Source organism: Shimia sp. W99 (assembly GCF_053851455.3).
Window position 1 is genome coordinate 294,988 of record NZ_JBSQBU020000001.1, and the last position, 16,716, is coordinate 311,703.

The following is a 16,716-nucleotide window of genomic DNA, read 5'->3' on the forward strand; positions in this document are numbered from 1 at the left end:
TGTTGGCAACAGTGTTAGGGGCAGGCGCACGCAGGTGCAACGGGCGTTGCGTCGCTTTCGTCTATTTGAATGTATGAAAGGGAGAGAGAGCACTGCCCGCGCCGTCGCAAGCGTATCGGTCAGAACGGGTGTGGACGTCCGTCCCAGGTTTGAAAACAGCCGGTTGTCTCGAGAGAAAGCTCCGCGAAACGCTTGGCGAGACCGCTGGCTGACTCCTCGACGGAGATTTCGGCGGCGACTCCCCCCATATCGGTACGCACCCATCCGGGATGGTAGATTCCGACCGCGATACCGATATGTCGCAGATCGGTGGCGAGGTTGCGTCCGAGGTTGAGCGCGGCGGCCTTGGATGCGCGATAGATGTAACTTCCGCCGGGTGCGCGTTCCTGAGAGGCCATTTGCGAGGAAATGATAGCGATCTTGGGGGTGCGAGAAAGCTGCAGGTTGGGCAGAAGCGCCTGAACGGTCAGGAAAACGCCGGTCACGTTGGCAGCGAATGTTTGCGCCCACATCTCGGCCGGGTAGCCATCGGCAAGATTTTCGTGCTTGTCGAGGTAAACGCCGGCATTGCACACCAGAAGGTCGACGGGGCGCGAATCCAGCCGGTGAGACAGGGCGCGTGTGCTGGCGCTGTCGGTGACGTCCAGCGGTTCGAACTCTCCTCCGGCACGGGACGTACCCGTGACGTCGTGCCCTTGAGAGCGCAAGGTTCTGTCGAGTGCCTGCCCGATGCCGCGATTGGCGCCTGTGATCACGACATGCATGGGCGTCTCCCTTATACCTTGGTTTCTTGCGGTCAGTTGGTCTTGCGTGTGATGTTGAAGGGCAGGGGCGCTACCGGCACGCCGTCTTCGATCAGCGCCTTGGCCTCTTCCGGGCGCGCCTCGCCATAGATTGCGCGCTCCGGCGCGCTGCCTTCGTGCATGGCGCGGGCTTCGGAGGCAAACTTGTTGCCGACATAGTCCGAGTTCTTCTCGATATGCCGCTTGAGTTCGGCCAGCGCCTGTTCGGCAGGGCTGGCGGGGGTTGACAGGGCGCGTTCGGGCGCCCCGCCTTGCTGTGTTTCCGAGGTCGAGCGCGCCGGACGAACCCGCGGCGCCATCATCGCTTTTTCAACGTTGCTGTCGCCGCAAATGGCACAGGACACCATCCTGGCCGCCTTCAGTTTCTCAAAGGCGTCTGCAGACTGGAACCAGCTGTCAAAGCGGTGTTCGTTGGCGCATTTCAGCGTGTAGTTGATCATGGCTCGTCGGTGCTTTCAGGGTCGTCTTATCCCTGATCAAAACATAATTGGCGTCATGGGAACGTTCAAGCCGCGCTATCGCAGCAGTCGGGCATCGAATTTCTTTATGAGCCTCGCCAGTTCGGGATTGTCGATCCGCAGGGCGGCCTTTTTGGGGCTCAGCCATTTGCGGCGGCGTTCATCGCGTTCGGGAAAGCGGTTGCTCAGTTTGCGCATCTCGAGCGGGAACAGCATCACGGACCGGGTTTGCAGTCTGCTGTCCTTGTCTGGCTTCTCGTAGGAATACACACCGATACAATGCTTGGAGACTCGCCCGCGCACGCCAGCTTCTTCCCAAGCTTCCTGGGCCGCGGTCTGATGGGGTTTCAGTCCCGAAATCCCCCAGCCCTTTGGCGTGATCCAGCGTTGGGAGCGGCGCGAGGTGATCAACAGGACCTGTGTCTTGTCATTGATGATGCGATAGACCAACGCGCCGTATTGCAGTGCGTGTCCGTTCTTGGTGGCCGCTTTGACCATCGCGGCGATGTTGGCGGGTTGCTGCATGCCCATTTGGGGCCTCCGCGCTGTGTCGTCTGCTCGTAACGCGAGATTATCAAAGCCGAGCGGTTTCACCAATGATTCCCTGCACATGAGGTCGGCACCACCAAGGGATAGGGCCAAATGGGAGTGAGTATGGGAAATCGTGGGAACGTGCGCGTCCATGGGTCAGCCGTTCACGAATCAAATGGAGAATTCCCAACAAAATGCGCCTTGGAGTGGCATGCTGAGCCATGGTTCGGCGTGGTTCCTTTGGAAGGGGGGTAAAATTTTTGGGAATTCGCGGGACGAAAATGAGTACCGCCGTCTTGGGCTCTATGTAGTCTTAATTTTCGATCCTTTATCTATATGTTGTGTTTTGGGGTCCAAGTTTTGCCACATCATCTTGTTTTTCAGGGGCCCTTGGGACCAAATATTGTGTTCTAACCCAAAATTTCCTGTTGATTTCCATGAATTCCCATGTCATCCCTAATAACACGATGAGGACGGGAACAAAGGGGCGCTAAAGACCCCATAAGAAAATCCCAAGTCAGGTTTCATACAGGCATCCGCCTTCATCGGAATAGAGAGATCCGGCGCGCGGGCGAGCAGACATCCCCCCAGGTGGCGCGCGCAGCTGGACACCCGCTAGAGCGGGACGAGGGCGGCGGATTGATCAGTGGCAGCAGATCAATCCGCCGTTTCGTTTCAAGGCTCCGGCAGAATTGGGGCGACAGTGAAGAGGGGACCGGCAGGCCGTGGCACGCAGGTTCAGAGGTGAAAGCGACCACAAGGTCGACAGCAAAGGCAGGGTGTCAATCCCGGCCTCGTTTCGCCGTGTCATCGAAAGCTGTGATCCCGACTGGACCGAAGGTCTGCCGCCGCGCCTGATCCTTGTCTATGGCGGCGCGACGCGTGAGTTCCTCGAGGGCTTTACCATCGAAGCCATGGACGAGGTCGACGACAAGATTTCCAAGTTCCCCCGCGGATCCGCCAAGCGTAAGGCAATGGAGCGCCTGTATTCGGCGCAATCCGTCGAGATCGTGGTGGATGATACGGGCCGGATCGTGCTTCCGGCCAAGCTGCGCGAAAAGATCGGCCTGGATGGCATGGCACGGTTCGTGGCCTCGGGCGACACGTTCGAAATCTGGAAGCCGGAAATCTATGACGCGTCGATCGATGCGCTGGACGAAGAGGGTTTTGACCCGGATGTCGATCCGTCGGTCTATCTAGACGGAGATCTGGACTGACATGGGGTCGGACAAAGCACATATCCCGGTGCTTATCGACGCAATCCTGAAACACTGTTCGCCCATCGGAGGGCGTTGGCTGGATGGGACGTTCGGGGCCGGTGGCTATACGCGCGCGCTGCTTGAGGCGGGGGCGGAACATGTCACCGGCGTCGATCGCGATCCGCTGGCCTTCGAAATGGCGGCGCCCTGGGTTGGCGAATATGGTGATCGGATATCGATGGTCGAAGGGGTTTTCTCCCGGCTGGATGAATATGCGTCCGACCTTGACGGGGTAGTGCTCGATCTCGGGGTGAGTTCGATGCAGCTGGATTTGGCCGAGCGTGGGTTTTCCTTCATGAAGGACGGCCCACTGGACATGCGGATGAGCCAGGATGGACCTTCAGCAGCGGATCTTGTCAACGAAGCAAGCGAGGCGGAGCTTGCCGATATCCTGTTCCACTACGGCGAGGAACGGGCCAGCCGACGCATTGCGCGCGCGATTGTGCGGGCGCGGACGGCGCAGCCAATTACCACGACATTGGAGCTGGCCGACATTGTCGAAGGTTGCCTACCACGCGCCAAACCGGGGCAGAGCCACCCGGCGACACGCAGCTTCCAGGGGCTGCGGATCGCGGTCAATGACGAGTATGGCGAGTTGTTCCGAGGGATGATGGCTGCGGAGCGCGCCCTGAAGCCGGGCGGGTTGCTGGCTGTTGTGACGTTCCATTCGATCGAGGACCGCATGGTCAAGCGGTTCCTGCAGGCCCGCGCGGGGCGTAAAGGCAACGTGAATCGCTATGCCCCCGAGGTCGAGCGTGAGGCGCCCGCTTTTGAATTGATCACACGCAAGGCCGTTGGGCCAGATGAGGCAGAGCTGGACCGCAACCCGCGCGCCCGGTCCGCCAAGCTGCGCGTGGCGCGGCGCACCGATGCGCCTGCGGGTGAAGTTTCAGGAAAAGACATTGGAATGCCAACACTTGGGGGGCGAAACTGATGCGGGCGATCTTGTTTGTCGTGACCGCGCTGGCGGTGATCGGGCTGGCGGTCTGGGCTTATCAGGAAAACTACCGCACCCAGAATGCGATTGCCGAAACCCACCAGTTGCAGCGCCAGATCGGCGAGGCACGCGCCCGGCTGTCCGTGTTGAATGCCGAGTGGGCCTATCTTAACCGCCCAGAGCGCCTGCGCGATCTGGCCGAGATCAACTATGACGATCTGCAGCTTCTTCCCTTGCGTCCCGACCAGTTCGGCAAGGTCGATCAGGTCGCCTATCCGCCGAGTGGGCTGCAGTTTGATCTGGACGGCGCCGTGGATGTGTCCAGCGAAGGAGAGCGCCCATGATCCGCAAACCGCTGCGACCACTGGCCTCGATCCTTCGTGCACGCGACGCCGGGGAGAACCCCGATGTGATCGAGCGCGAAAACATCCGCCAGCGCCATGAAGAGATGCGTGACAAAGGCCGCGCGCGCGCCGAGGGGCGCCTGTTTATCATGTCGATCCTGTTTCTGGGCGCCTTCATCACCGTTGGCGCGCGCATGGGAATCGTAAGCTATTCCGAGGCCGTCGAGCCGCGCGCCAACTATTCGGCCAACCGGATCGTTGCGCAGCGCGCTGACATCGTGGACCGCAAGGGGCGCATTCTGGCGACGAACCTGGAAACCCATTCGCTCTATGCTCAGCCACAACACATGATTGACAAGGAGCGGGTCGCCAAGGAACTGGTCGACATTTTCCCAGACCTTGAGGAAGAACGGCTTGTCAAAGATTTCACGGGCAAGCGCAAATTCTTGTGGATCAAGAAGAAAATCAGTCCAGAACAGAAGCAGGCCGTGCATGATATTGGTGATCCGGGCCTGCAGTTCGGCGCGCGCGAGATGCGTCTGTACCCCAATGGTCGCCTTGCGGCGCACATTCTGGGTGGCGCGAGTTTTGGCAAGGAAGACGTGCATGCCGCCGAGGTGATCGGCGTTGCCGGTGTCGAAAAACAGTTTGACGAAGCGCTGCGCGATCCGGCGAATGGCGGCAAGGCGTTGACCCTGTCGCTGGACCTGACGGTTCAGGCCGCAACCGAGCGCGTGCTTTACGGCGGCATGAAGCTGATGAATGCCAAGGGCGCGGCGGCAGTGCTCATGGACGTGCATACGGGTGAGATCATCTCGATGGTCAGCCTTCCGGATTTTGATCCGAATGATCGTCCGCGTCCGCCCACCAAGGGTCATGCCAGCGACAGTCCGCTGTTCAACCGCGCGGTGCAGGGCCTGTATGAGCTTGGATCGACCTTCAAGATTTTCACGGCGGCTCAGGCGATGGAGCTTGGCCTTGCCAACCCGGCCACGATGATCAAGACGGCCGGGCCGCTGAGGTGGGGCAAATTCAAGATCCGTGATTTCCACAATTACGGGCCGCAGCTGACCTTGACCAAGGTGATCGTGAAATCTTCCAATATCGGCACGGCCCGCATGGCACAGCTTATCGGCGCGGCGCGCCAGCAAGGGTTCCTGCGTGATCTGGGCTTTTTTGAACCGACGCCTGTGGAGTTGGTCGAGGCACGCGGCGCACAGCCCCTGCTGCCCAAGAACTGGTCCGAGCTGTCGACCATGACGATCTCTTACGGGCATGGCCTGTCGGCCAGCCCACTGCACTTGGCTGCCGGTTACGCGGCGATTGCAAATGGCGGAAAACGTGTGTTGCCGACTCTGCTCAAGCGAAATGCCGCGCAGGACGGGCCGCGCATCATGACCGAAGACAGCGCGGCAGCGGCGCGGCGGATGTTGCGGCTTGTCGTGACCGAAGGCACGGCCAGCTTTGGCGATGTGCCCGGCTATGCCGTTGGGGGCAAGACAGGAACCGCAGACAAGCCCAAGGAAAACGGCGGCGGATACTACGAGGACAAGGTGATTGCCACCTTTGCCTCGATGTTTCCGGCGCATGATCCCAAATACGTGCTAATCGTGTCGCTGGACGAGTCGGTCGAGACCTCGGGTCCGAAACCGCGCCGGACGGCTGGTTGGACAGCAGTGCCCGTGGCTGCCGAAATGATCACCCGCGTGGCACCGCTTTTGGGGCTGCGGCCCGACATTGAACCCGGGCTTCTGGCTGATATAACGCTGACATCGAATTAAGCCAGATCAAGGGCAGGGCAGATGGCAGGCATGGCACGACAGCTTTCACAACTGGGGCTGACGGCCGCGAAAGGAGCCAACCCCGTTATTACCGGGTTGGCGGTGGACAGCCGTGACGTGAAGGACGGCTTTCTTTTCGCGGCGCTTCCGGGCACGCGGGTGCACGGCGGGGAATTCATTCAATTCGCCTTGCGTATGGGCGCTTCTGCGATCCTGACGGACGCCGAAGGCGCTGAAATCGCTGCCGCGGAACTGGCGGCGTCAGAGGCGGCCCTTGTTGTCTGCGAAGACCCACGCCAGACGCTGGCCTATACCGCCGCGCTCTGGTTCGGCGAACAGCCCGGCGTCATGGCGGCGGTCACAGGCACCAACGGCAAGACATCGGTGTCCACTTTCCTGCGCCAGATCTGGCAGGAGTTGGGGCTCGAAGCGGTCAATCTTGGCACGACAGGGGTGGAGGGCGATTATCAGGCCCCTTTGAAGCACACCACGCCTGAACCGATTACCCTGCACCGGGTGCTGGCAGAGTGCAGTGCCGCTGGTGTGCAGTTCGCAGCCATGGAAGCGTCCAGCCACGGATTGGCCCAGCGGCGGCTTGATGGAGTGCATTTGCGCGCTGCCGGGTTTACGAATTTCACGCAGGATCACCTCGACTACCACGACAGTTTCGAAGAGTATTTCGACGCCAAGGCCGGATTGTTTGCCCGTGTCCTGCCTGAAGAAGGAGTCGCCGTGATCAATATCGACGACCCGCGCGGGGTGGATATGGCGGCGATTGCCCGTGCGCGTGGGCAGGAGGTGATCACCGTGGGCCGGTCGGGGGCAGATCTTGAACTGACAACGCAGCGGTTTGACACGACCGGGCAGGATATCAGGTTTACCTTTCGCGGGCGGGCCTACTTGGCGCGGCTCAACCTGATTGGCGGGTTTCAGGCGGAAAACGTTTTGTTGGCCTCGGGGCTGGCCATTGCCTGCGGAGCCGAGCCCGAGCGGGTTTTTGAAGTCCTGCAAGAGCTGAAGACCGTGCGCGGGCGCATGCAACTGGCCGCGACGCGCGCCAACGGTGCGGCTGTTTTCGTGGACTATGCCCATACGCCCGATGCAGTGGAAACCGCACTCCAGGCGATGCGTCCGCATGTGATGGGGCGCCTTGTGGCCGTGGTCGGCGCTGGGGGGGACCGCGACAAGGGCAAGCGCCCGCTGATGGGACAGGCCGCTGCGCGCAATGCCGATGTGGTTTTCGTGACGGATGACAACCCACGCAGCGAAGATCCGGCAACGATCCGGGCCATGGTGATGGAGGGCGCCCCCGAGGCAACCGAAGTGGGCGACCGCGCCGAAGCGATCCTGCGCGCGGTGGATGCGCTACAGGCGGGCGATGCGTTGCTGATCGCGGGCAAGGGGCATGAAACCGGGCAGATTGTCGGAGATGACATGTTGCCCTTTGATGATTGCGAACAGGCCAGCGTGGCGGTGGAGGCCTTGGACGGGGGAATGGCATGAGCCTTTGGACTTCTGCGGCGGCAGCCGAGGCAACCGGTGGCTGCGCAACCTGTGACTGGACCTGCACCGGCGTGTCGATTGATACGCGCACGCTCGAACCTGGAGACCTGTTCGTGGCCCTGACGGCGGCACGCGACGGGCATGATTTTGTTGCACAGGCGCTGGAGGCCGGGGCAGCTGCGGCGCTTGTTTCGCGCATTCCCGAAGGGGTAGCCGAGGATGCGCCGCTCCTGATTGTCGAGGATGTGCTGTCCGGACTGGAGGCCCTTGGCCGCGCCGCGCGTGCACGGACACAGGCGCGTGTGGTGGCCGTGACAGGCTCGGTGGGCAAGACCTCCACCAAGGAAATGCTGCGTGCGATGCTGTCAGGGCAGGGAAAAACCCATGCCAGCGTGGCGAGCTACAACAACCATTGGGGGGTGCCGCTGACGCTGGCGCGCATGCCCCAAGAGACCGACTTTGCCGTGATCGAGATCGGAATGAACCATCCCGGAGAGATCGCGCCGCTGGCGCGGATGGCGCGCCCGCATGTAGCTTTGGTCACGACCGTGGCCGCCGTGCATCTCGAAGCCTTCGAGAATGTTGCCGGGATCGCCGCCGAGAAAGCTTCGATCTTCGATGGGCTGGAGCCGGGGGGCGTGGCCATCGTCAACACTGATATCGACACGGCGGATGTGTTGCGTGAACACGCGGACGACTTGGCGGTGGCGCGCATCGAGTTTGGCCGGAAAGCGCCGGACTGGACGCTTCTCGACGTGACACTGACCGGGGATATCACCGTGGCGCGGGCGCGGGTCGACGGAGAAAAGACGGTTTACAAGATCAACAGCGCCGGGGCGCATTTTGCGATGAATGCCTTGGGCGCACTGGCGGCTGTGCAGGCGCTTGGGGGCGACCTCGCGATGGCGACCGGCGATCTTGGGCGTTGGAAACCCTATGCCGGGCGCGGTGTTCGCGAGACGATCTGGCTTGACCCGGTGGAAACGGACCGCACCCTTGATCTGATTGATGATGCCTATAACGCCAACCCGACGTCGCTGGGTGCCGCTTTGGACGTGTTGGCCGCCGCGCAGCCAGTGGATGGCGTCGGGCGCATTGGGCGTGGCCGTCGGACCGCCTTTGTCGGGGACATGAAGGAGCTGGGACCGCAAGAGTCAAAGATGCATGCCGCGCTCGCCGACCATCCGGCGATGGCTCGTATCGACAAGGTGCACTGCGTCGGTCCGCTGATGCAGCACCTTTATGCGGCACTCCCTCCCGAGAAGCGTGGGATGTGGACGGAAACCAGCGGCGAAATGGCCGCCGAGATCCGGCATCTGGTGGATGCAGGCGATTGTTTGCTGGTCAAGGGGTCATTGTCCATGGGCCTGGCCAAGGTGGTTGACGCGGTGCGCAAACTGGGCCATCCCGCCCCGCAATCAAATGACGAGGACTCCTGAATGCTCTACTGGCTCACCGAGCTGTCGGATGGCGGGGATATTTTCAACCTGTTCCGCTACATTACCTTCCGCGCCGGTGGGGCGTTCCTGACGGCATTGCTGTTCGGGTTCCTGTTCGGGCGCCCTCTGATCGACGTATTGCGACGCAAGCAGGGCAAGGGCCAACCGATCCGCGACGACGGTCCCGAGGGGCATTTCGTAAAGGCAGGCACGCCAACGATGGGCGGATTGTTGATCGTGGGGGCTCTGATGACGTCCACCCTGCTTTGGGCAAGGCTGGACAACGGGTTTGTCTGGCTGGTGCTGTTCGTGACGTTGGCGTACGGTTTGATCGGGTTTGCCGACGATTATGCCAAGGTTTCCAAACAGAACACCGACGGCGTGTCGGGAAAAATCCGCCTGTTAATGGGCTTTGTCATTGCCGCGATTGCCGCTTGGTGGGCGACCTTCCTGCAACCCGAAGCGATGCAGATGCATTTGGCGTTGCCCTTCTTCAAGGATGTCTTGCTCAATCTCGGTTTCTTCTTCGTCCCCTTCGCGATGATCGTGATCGTGGGGGCGGCGAATGCTGTGAACCTCACAGACGGTCTGGATGGTTTGGCCATCATGCCGGTGATGATTGCTGCCGGAACGCTGGGCATCATCGCCTATGCGGTGGGGCGTGTCGACTTTACCGAGTATCTTGATCTGCATTACGTCCCCGGAACGGGTGAAATCCTGATCTTTACCGCCGGGATTGCGGGCGGTGGACTGGGTTTCCTGTGGTACAACGCGCCGCCCGCGGCCGTCTTCATGGGCGATACGGGCTCGCTGGCCCTTGGCGGCGCGCTTGGCGCGATCGCGGTGGCGACCAAGCACGAGCTGGTGCTGGGCATCGTCGGTGGCCTGTTCGTGGTCGAAGCGCTTTCGGTCATTATTCAGGTGCTCTATTTCAAGCGCACCGGTAAACGCGTGTTCCTCATGGCACCAATCCATCACCATTACGAGAAGAAGGGGTGGAGCGAACCGCAGATCGTGATCCGTTTCTGGATCATCTCGCTTATCCTCGCCATGATCGGCCTCGCCACGCTGAAAATCCGCTAAGGAGTCTGGCACTTGCCAGACGCGCTCGGGGCCTACCGATCTTTCTTTTTTGCGGAAACACCCCCGCCGGAGGCATCCGACGGGAACACTTGTCCCGACGGGATGAGACAGGCACTGTCGGGGAAATCGGTGGAAGGGGACATAAATGATTCCGGTACAGGGTTTTGAAGGCGCAACCGTGGCCGTGCTTGGCCTTGGCCGCTCGGGGTTGGCAACCGCGCGCGCGCTTCGCGCCGGGGGGGCAGAGGCGCTGTGCTGGGATGACAATCCGGCGGCGCGGGAGGTCGCCGAAAACGAAGGCTTCACCTGTGCCGACCTGACCCGGCAGGGCGCGTTCGAAAATGTGTCCGCGCTCATTGTCAGCCCCGGAATCCCGCATCTCTATCCGAAACCCAACCCGGTGGTGCGCGCAGCGCTAAAGGCCGGGGTGCCGGTCGACAACGACATCGGGCTGTTCTTTCGCTCTTTCGCTACGGCAGAGTGGCAGAATTTCGACATCGCCCCCAAGGTAGTGGCAGTCACAGGGTCGAACGGCAAATCCACCACGTCCGCGCTGATCCATCACGTTTTGGATCAATCCGGGCGGCGCACGCAGCTGGCGGGCAATATCGGGCGCGGGGTGCTTGATCTGGATCCGGCCGAAGACGGGGATGTGATCGTGCTGGAACTTTCCAGCTATCAGACCGACCTTGCCCGCGCGCTGACACCGGATGTGGCCGTCTTTACCAACCTGTCACCCGATCACCTTGACCGTCATGGGGGCATGGGCGGGTATTTCGCGGCCAAGCGTCGCCTTTTTGCCGAGGGTGGCCCGGATCGCGCGGTGATCGGCGTGGACGAGGCCGAGGGGCTGTTTCTGGCCGATCAACTGTCCGAAGGCCCGGCCGATGATCGGGTGATCCGCGTGTCAGTGGCGGAAAAACTCTCGGGGCCGGGCTGGCAGGTCTTTGCCCGCAAGGGGTTCCTGAGCGAGTGGCGCAAGGGGCGGCAAGTCGGCTCGGTCGACCTGCGTTCGATCAGGGGGCTGCCGGGCACACATAACCATCAGAACGCCTGTGCCGCCTACGCGGTGGCGCGCACTCTGGGCCTTGCGCCGAAGGTGATCGAAAAGGGATTTGCAAGCTTTGGCGGCCTTCCGCACCGCAGCCAGATTATCGCCGAGGCGGACGGCGTGACCTATGTGAACGATTCCAAGGCCACCAATGTGGATGCGGCGAAAAAGGCGCTGGGGGCTTTTGGCAATATCCGCTGGATCTGCGGCGGGTTGGAAAAGGAAGGCGGGCTTGGTGATCTGGCCGAGGCCGCGGGCGTAGTGCGCAAGGCCTATGTCATCGGGCGCGAGGCAGCCGGTTTTGCCATGCAGCTCAAAGGGGTCGAGGCCGTGGTTTGCACCACGATGGCCGAGGCCGTGCGCCAGGCCGTCGCCGATGCCGAGGCCGGGGATACGGTGCTTTTGGCCCCGGCGGCGGCGAGCTTTGACCAGTATGACAGCTTTGAAAAACGCGGCGAGGATTTCGGCGCCGAGGTGAAGCGCGCGCTTGGGCTCTAGGTCGCCGGGGTGAGATTTGAACGGATCGCCTGTCCGGCAGCCCAGCCCGAGGACCACGCCCATTGGAAATTGAACCCACCAAGCCAGCCGGTCACGTCCACCGCTTCGCCGATGACATAAAGCCCCGGCACGGATTTGGCTTCCATCGTGCGTGAAGACAGGTGATCCGTGTCGATCCCTCCCAAGGTGACTTCGGCGGTGCGATAGCCTTCGGTCCCGGTCGGCCGCAGGGTCCAGTGGGTCAGTCGCTCGGACAGGGCGCGCAGCGATGCGTCGCTTTGATCTCCGATATTGCCCGAAAGCTGCCAGTCGGACGAGAGATGATCGGCCAGCTTGGCGGGCAACATCTGCGCTAGGATCGTTGAAAGGTTGCGGCGCCCGTCGCTTTGGCGGCGTGCGCGCAGGGTTTCAAACGGATCGCGTTCGGGAAACAGATTGATGGTGATGTCATCCCCCTCGCGCCAGAACGAGCTGATCTGCAGCATCGCAGGACCGGAAAGACCGCGATGGGTGAACAGCATGGCTTCGTCGAAACGGGTCGACCCGGCTTCCGCACAGACCGGCAGCGCTGTTCCCGACAGCGCCTTGAAGGGATTGTCCGAGAAGGTGAAAGGTACAAGGGCAGGCCGGGTTTCGGTGATGGAAAGTCCAAATTGGCGGGCAATGTCATAGGCAAGCCCGGTGGCGCCCATCTTGGGAATGGATTTGCCCCCCGTCGCAAGAACGAGGTTTTGGCAGCGCAGCGTTGTGCGCTGGCCTTGGGTTTCGGTTTCCACTTCAAATCCCGTGCCGTCGTGGGACACGCTGACAATCTGCGTGTTCAACCGAAGCTCTGCCCCGCCGCGATCCATTTCGGTGCGCAGCATCCCGATGATGTCACGCGCGCTGTCGTCGCAAAACAGCTGACCCAGAGTCTTTTCGTGATAGGGGATGCCGTGACGGGCTACGAGGTCAATGAAATCCCATTGGGTGTACCGGCTGAGTGCGGATTTGCAGAAATGCGGGTTCTGTGACAGGAAATTCTCCGGTCCGGCATACATGTTGGTGAAGTTGCAGCGCCCACCGCCGGATATGCGGATCTTTTCGCCCGGGGCCTTGGCGTGGTCCAGCACAAGTGTCCTGCTGCCACATTGCGTGGCGCACATCATGCCGGCGGCGCCGGCACCCAGAATGATCGTATCGTAGCGCATCTCACCGCCCCTGCCTGATGCGGCGCTTTCGGTCAAGTGGGTGGTGTGGGTTCCCAAGGCAGGGCTTCGATGCTATGCTCTCACTCAGACCCGGAAAACGGGCGTTTTGAGGCAGATATCGGCGGGTCCCGATGACAGAGATGGTTTATGGCGCGCTTCCTGTACAGGAGCGTGAACCGGTGCTTCCCAAGTGGTGGCAGACGCTGGACAAGTGGACTATGACGTCCATTCTTTTGCTGTTCGGGATAGGTATCCTGCTGGGCATGGCGGCCTCGCCGCCGCTGGCGGCAAAGAACGGGTTCGAAGCCTTTCACTATGTCAAGAAACAGGTGATTTTCGGCGGTGCCGCGATGGTCGCGATGCTGCTCACCTCGATGATGTCACCCATCCTCGTACGGCGACTTGCTGTGATCGGGTTCATCGTCACCCTACTGGCCACCGCGATGCTACCGTTTTTCGGAACCGATTTCGGCAAGGGGGCGGTGCGCTGGTATTCGCTCGGGTTTGGCTCGCTCCAGCCCTCCGAATTTCTCAAGCCCGGCTTCGTGGTCGTGGCCGCGTGGCTGATGGCGGCCAATGAAGAAATCAACGGGCCGCCGGGGCGGATGTGGTCTTTCCTGTTGATGATCACCATCGTGGTCATGCTGGCGCTGCAGCCGGATTTCGGACAGGCCTGTCTGATCCTGTTCGGTTGGAGCGTCATGTACTTCGTTTCCGGCGCGCCAATGGTGCTGATCGGCGGGATCTTGCTGGCGATCTACCCGGCGGCACAGTTCGCCTATTCGAACTCCGAACACTTCGCCCGCCGGATTGACGGCTTTCTTGACCGGTCGCTCGATCCGACAACCCAGATTGGTTACGCCACCAACGCCATTCGTGAAGGCGGGCTTTTTGGCGTCGGTGTGGGCGAGGGACAGGTGAAATGGAGCCTGCCGGACGCCCACACGGATTTCATTATTTCCGTTGCTGCAGAGGAATATGGGCTGATCCTGGTGATGGTGATCATCGCACTTTATGCCACGATCGTGCTGCGCAGCTATTTCCGCCTGATGCGCGAACGGGACCCTTTTATCCGCCTCGCTGGCACCGGCCTCGTGTCGATTTTCGGCGTGCAGGCGATGGTCAACATGGGTGTAGCCGTGCGCCTTCTGCCCTCCAAGGGCATGACCTTGCCCTTCGTCAGCTACGGGGGCTCTTCGCTGATCGCAGGGGGGATTGCAGTTGGCATGATTTTGGCGTTTACCCGCACCCGGCCTCAGGGCGAGATCGGTGAAATTCTGCGGGGACACGTGAGATGAATGAACAGCCATTGCTGGTGATTGCAGCCGGTGGCACCGGGGGGCATATGTTCCCCGCGCAGGCGCTGGCAGAGATCATGCTGCGCAAGGGTTGGCGGGTCAAGCTGAGCACGGATGCGCGCGGCGCGCGTTACACGGGTGGCTTTCCGCATACGGTCGAAATCGAGGAAGTCTCAAGTGCGACCTTCGCGCGCGGCGGCGCATTGGCCAAGCTGGCGGTGCCGTTCCGCATTCTTGGCGGCGTGCTGTCGAGCGTGTTGAAATTCCGCAAGGATCGTCCCGAGGTCGTGGTCGGTTTTGGCGGCTATCCGAGCATTCCCGCGCTGGGAGCGGCGTGGCTCTTGAAGTTGCCGCGCATGATCCATGAACAGAATGGTGTCCTTGGGCGTGTGAACGAAAAATTCGCCAGCCGCGTCGATGCGATTGCCTGCGGCACATGGCCGACCACATTGCCCGAAGGGATCGAAGGCATCCATACCGGCAACCCGGTCCGCCGGGCGGTGCTGGACCGGGCTGCGTCGGGCTATATCCCGCCGGGGGACTACCCGATGTCGATTCTCGTGATCGGCGGCTCTCAGGGCGCGCGTATCCTGTCGGACACGGTGCCGATGGCCATCGCCGCGCTGCCCGAAGGGCTTCGGCGCAATGTGCGTGTCAGCCATCAGGCGCGCGATGAAGATTTCGACCGGGTCACGGCCTTTTACGCGGAACAGGGGATTGCGGCGGACGTGCAGCCGTTCTTCAACGACGTTCCGGCCCGCCTGAGCGAGGCGCAGCTTGTGATTTCGCGCTCGGGTGCGTCAAGCGTGGCCGATATCAGCGTGATCGGTCGGCCTTCCATCCTGATCCCCTATGCCGCCGCAACGGCGGATCATCAGACCGCCAATGCGCGCGGGCTGGTCAAGGCGGGGGGCGCCATTCTTATCCCGGAAAGCAAACTGACGGTTGGGGTCATGACCGATCAGATCACCAACATTCTCAGCAATCCTGATGGGGCAACCCAGATGGCGCGGGCAGCGCTATCAGTGGGCAAGCCTGATGCTACGGAAAACCTCGTGGCGCTTGTTGAGATGCTGGCAAGCAAGGAAGACTGAGACATGAATGCAGCAACGAAACTCCCCGGTGACGTCGGCCCGATCCATTTTGTCGGCATGGGCGGGATCGGCATGTCCGGCATTGCCGAAGTGCTGCTGAACCATGGCTACACGGTACAGGGGTCCGACCTCAAAACCAGCAAGATTACCGATCGGTTGGTAGCCCGCGGTGCGACCCTGTTCGTGGGGCAGAAGGCGGAAAACCTTGAAAACGCCGAAGTTGTCGTGATCTCGTCGGCGATAAAACCGGGCAATCCTGAACTGGACGAGGCGCGCCGACGCGGCCTTCCGGTGGTGCGCCGCGCCGAGATGCTGGCCGAACTTATGCGATTGAAGTCCAACGTGGCCGTGGCAGGCACACACGGCAAGACCACGACGACAACCATGGTGGCGGCACTTTTGGATCATGGCAGGTTCGATCCCACGGTGATCAATGGCGGCATCATCCACGCCTATGATTCCAACGCCCGCGTCGGGGATGGAGAGTGGATGGTTGTCGAGGCTGACGAGAGCGACGGCACGTTCAACCGTTTGCCCGCCACGATTGCCATCGTCACCAACATCGACCCTGAGCACATGGAGCATTGGGGCTCGATCGAGAACCTGCGGCGCGGGTTTGACGAATTTGTCTCGAACATTCCGTTTTATGGTCTCGCGGTCTGTTGCACGGATCACCCCGAGGTGCAGGCGCTTGTCGGGCGACTGACGGATCGGCGTGTGGTCACGTTCGGTTTCAATGCACAGGCCGACGTGCGCGCCATCAACCTGCACTACGAGGCCGGGGTGGCGCATTTTGACGTGGCGCTGCAGTCTGAGGGAACGGTGATCGAGGGATGCACCCTGCCGATGCCGGGGGATCACAATGTTTCAAACGCGCTGTCGGCGGTGGCCGTGGCGCGCCACCTTGGAATGAAGCGCGAAGAAATCCGCGAAGCGCTGGCTGCGTTTGGCGGGGTGAACCGCCGCTTTACCAAGGTGGGTGAGGTCAACGGCGGCGTGCCGGTGATCGACGATTACGGGCACCATCCGGTCGAAATTGCCGCCGTACTCAAGGCAGCGCGGCAAGCGATTGGGCAAGACGGTGGTGGGCGCGTGATCGCGGTGCACCAGCCGCATCGCTATACCCGCCTGCATTCCCTGTTCGAGGATTTCTGTGCCTGTTTCAACGAGGCCGACGTGGTTGGGATTGCCGAAGTCTTCGCCGCGGGCGAAGACCCGATCGCTGGTGCCAGCCGCGACGATCTTGTGGCCGGTCTTGTGGCGCACGGACATCGCAAGGCGGTTGCAATCGACAGCGAGGACGACCTCGAGGCGCTGGTGCGTTCTGAGGCGAAGCCGGGGGATATCGTGGTGTGCCTCGGTGCTGGGACAATCAGCGCATGGGCCAACAACCTGCCCAAGCGACTGGGAAAACCGTAAGGCTTTTCAAACTGATTTGAACGTGGGA

General features: G+C 61.5%; 15 protein-coding genes. 11 read left to right on the plus strand and 4 right to left on the minus strand.

The annotated features are described in order from the left end of the window. Positions 1-119: 119 nt before the first annotated feature. From ACS3QZ_RS01415 to ACS3QZ_RS01425, 3 genes are all read right to left on the minus strand, one after another. Positions 120-764, minus strand: coding sequence for an SDR family oxidoreductase (locus ACS3QZ_RS01415; RefSeq protein WP_456036233.1), 645 nt, complete (start codon positions 762-764; stop codon positions 120-122). Positions 765-796: 32 nt separating this feature from the next. After that, entirely contained in the window at positions 797-1,243 is a 447-nt protein-coding gene (locus ACS3QZ_RS01420) for a DUF1178 family protein (RefSeq protein ID WP_456036234.1), read from the minus strand. Between the two features lie 75 nt (positions 1,244-1,318). Next, positions 1,319-1,792 (minus strand): NUDIX hydrolase, encoded by a 474-nt coding sequence (locus tag ACS3QZ_RS01425; RefSeq protein WP_456036235.1) that lies wholly within the window; start codon positions 1,790-1,792, stop codon positions 1,319-1,321. A gap of 725 nt (positions 1,793-2,517) precedes the next feature. On the opposite strand from ACS3QZ_RS01425, the gene mraZ reads away from it, so the two are divergent. From mraZ to murD, 8 genes are all read left to right on the plus strand, one after another. After that, a complete protein-coding gene (gene mraZ / locus ACS3QZ_RS01430) occupies positions 2,518-3,009 on the plus strand; it encodes a division/cell wall cluster transcriptional repressor MraZ (RefSeq protein WP_456036236.1) in 492 nt (163 codons plus the stop codon). Position 3,010: 1 nt separating this feature from the next. Then, positions 3,011-3,985, plus strand: a complete 975-nt coding sequence (gene rsmH / locus ACS3QZ_RS01435) for a 16S rRNA (cytosine(1402)-N(4))-methyltransferase RsmH (RefSeq protein ID WP_456036237.1) — start codon at positions 3,011-3,013, stop codon at positions 3,983-3,985. Continuing rightward, on the plus strand, positions 3,985-4,332 hold the full coding sequence (gene ftsL, locus ACS3QZ_RS01440) for a cell division protein FtsL (protein WP_165610033.1): 348 nt from the start codon (positions 3,985-3,987) through the stop codon (positions 4,330-4,332). Before rsmH ends, ftsL begins: the two co-directional genes overlap by 1 nt. After that, positions 4,329-6,113, plus strand: coding sequence for a peptidoglycan D,D-transpeptidase FtsI family protein (locus ACS3QZ_RS01445; protein ID WP_456036238.1), 1,785 nt, complete (start codon positions 4,329-4,331; stop codon positions 6,111-6,113). Before ftsL ends, ACS3QZ_RS01445 begins: the two co-directional genes overlap by 4 nt. 30 nt (positions 6,114-6,143) lie before the next feature. After that, positions 6,144-7,616: a UDP-N-acetylmuramoyl-L-alanyl-D-glutamate--2,6-diaminopimelate ligase gene (locus tag ACS3QZ_RS01450; protein WP_456036239.1), complete on the plus strand. Its 1,473-nt coding sequence runs from the start codon at positions 6,144-6,146 to the stop codon at positions 7,614-7,616. Next, entirely contained in the window at positions 7,613-9,055 is a 1,443-nt protein-coding gene (locus tag ACS3QZ_RS01455; protein ID WP_456036240.1) for a UDP-N-acetylmuramoyl-tripeptide--D-alanyl-D-alanine ligase, read from the plus strand. The genes ACS3QZ_RS01450 and ACS3QZ_RS01455 overlap by 4 nt, the downstream gene beginning before the upstream one ends. Further along, entirely contained in the window at positions 9,056-10,138 is a 1,083-nt protein-coding gene (gene mraY, locus ACS3QZ_RS01460) for a phospho-N-acetylmuramoyl-pentapeptide-transferase (protein ID WP_456036241.1), read from the plus strand. Between the two features lie 145 nt (positions 10,139-10,283). Continuing rightward, entirely contained in the window at positions 10,284-11,687 is a 1,404-nt protein-coding gene (gene murD, locus ACS3QZ_RS01465) for a UDP-N-acetylmuramoyl-L-alanine--D-glutamate ligase (protein WP_456036242.1), read from the plus strand. On the opposite strand, the gene ACS3QZ_RS01470 is transcribed toward murD, so the two are convergent. Then, positions 11,684-12,877, minus strand: coding sequence for a BaiN/RdsA family NAD(P)/FAD-dependent oxidoreductase (locus ACS3QZ_RS01470; protein WP_456036243.1), 1,194 nt, complete (start codon positions 12,875-12,877; stop codon positions 11,684-11,686). The two genes, murD and ACS3QZ_RS01470, sit on opposite strands and share 4 nt — an antisense overlap. A 131-nt stretch (positions 12,878-13,008) precedes the next feature. Here ACS3QZ_RS01470 and ACS3QZ_RS01475 point away from each other — a divergent pair, with 131 nt between their 5' ends. From ACS3QZ_RS01475 to murC, 3 genes are read left to right on the plus strand one after another with little or no spacing between them, the layout of a single operon-like run. Continuing rightward, positions 13,009-14,175, plus strand: coding sequence for a peptidoglycan glycosyltransferase FtsW (locus ACS3QZ_RS01475; RefSeq protein ID WP_093093110.1), 1,167 nt, complete (start codon positions 13,009-13,011; stop codon positions 14,173-14,175). Beyond that, positions 14,172-15,269, plus strand: a complete 1,098-nt coding sequence (locus ACS3QZ_RS01480; RefSeq protein ID WP_456036244.1) for a UDP-N-acetylglucosamine--N-acetylmuramyl-(pentapeptide) pyrophosphoryl-undecaprenol N-acetylglucosamine transferase — start codon at positions 14,172-14,174, stop codon at positions 15,267-15,269. Before ACS3QZ_RS01475 ends, ACS3QZ_RS01480 begins: the two co-directional genes overlap by 4 nt. A gap of 3 nt (positions 15,270-15,272) precedes the next feature. Next, positions 15,273-16,688, plus strand: a complete 1,416-nt coding sequence (murC, locus tag ACS3QZ_RS01485) for a UDP-N-acetylmuramate--L-alanine ligase (RefSeq protein WP_456036245.1) — start codon at positions 15,273-15,275, stop codon at positions 16,686-16,688. Positions 16,689-16,716 lie beyond the last annotated feature (28 nt).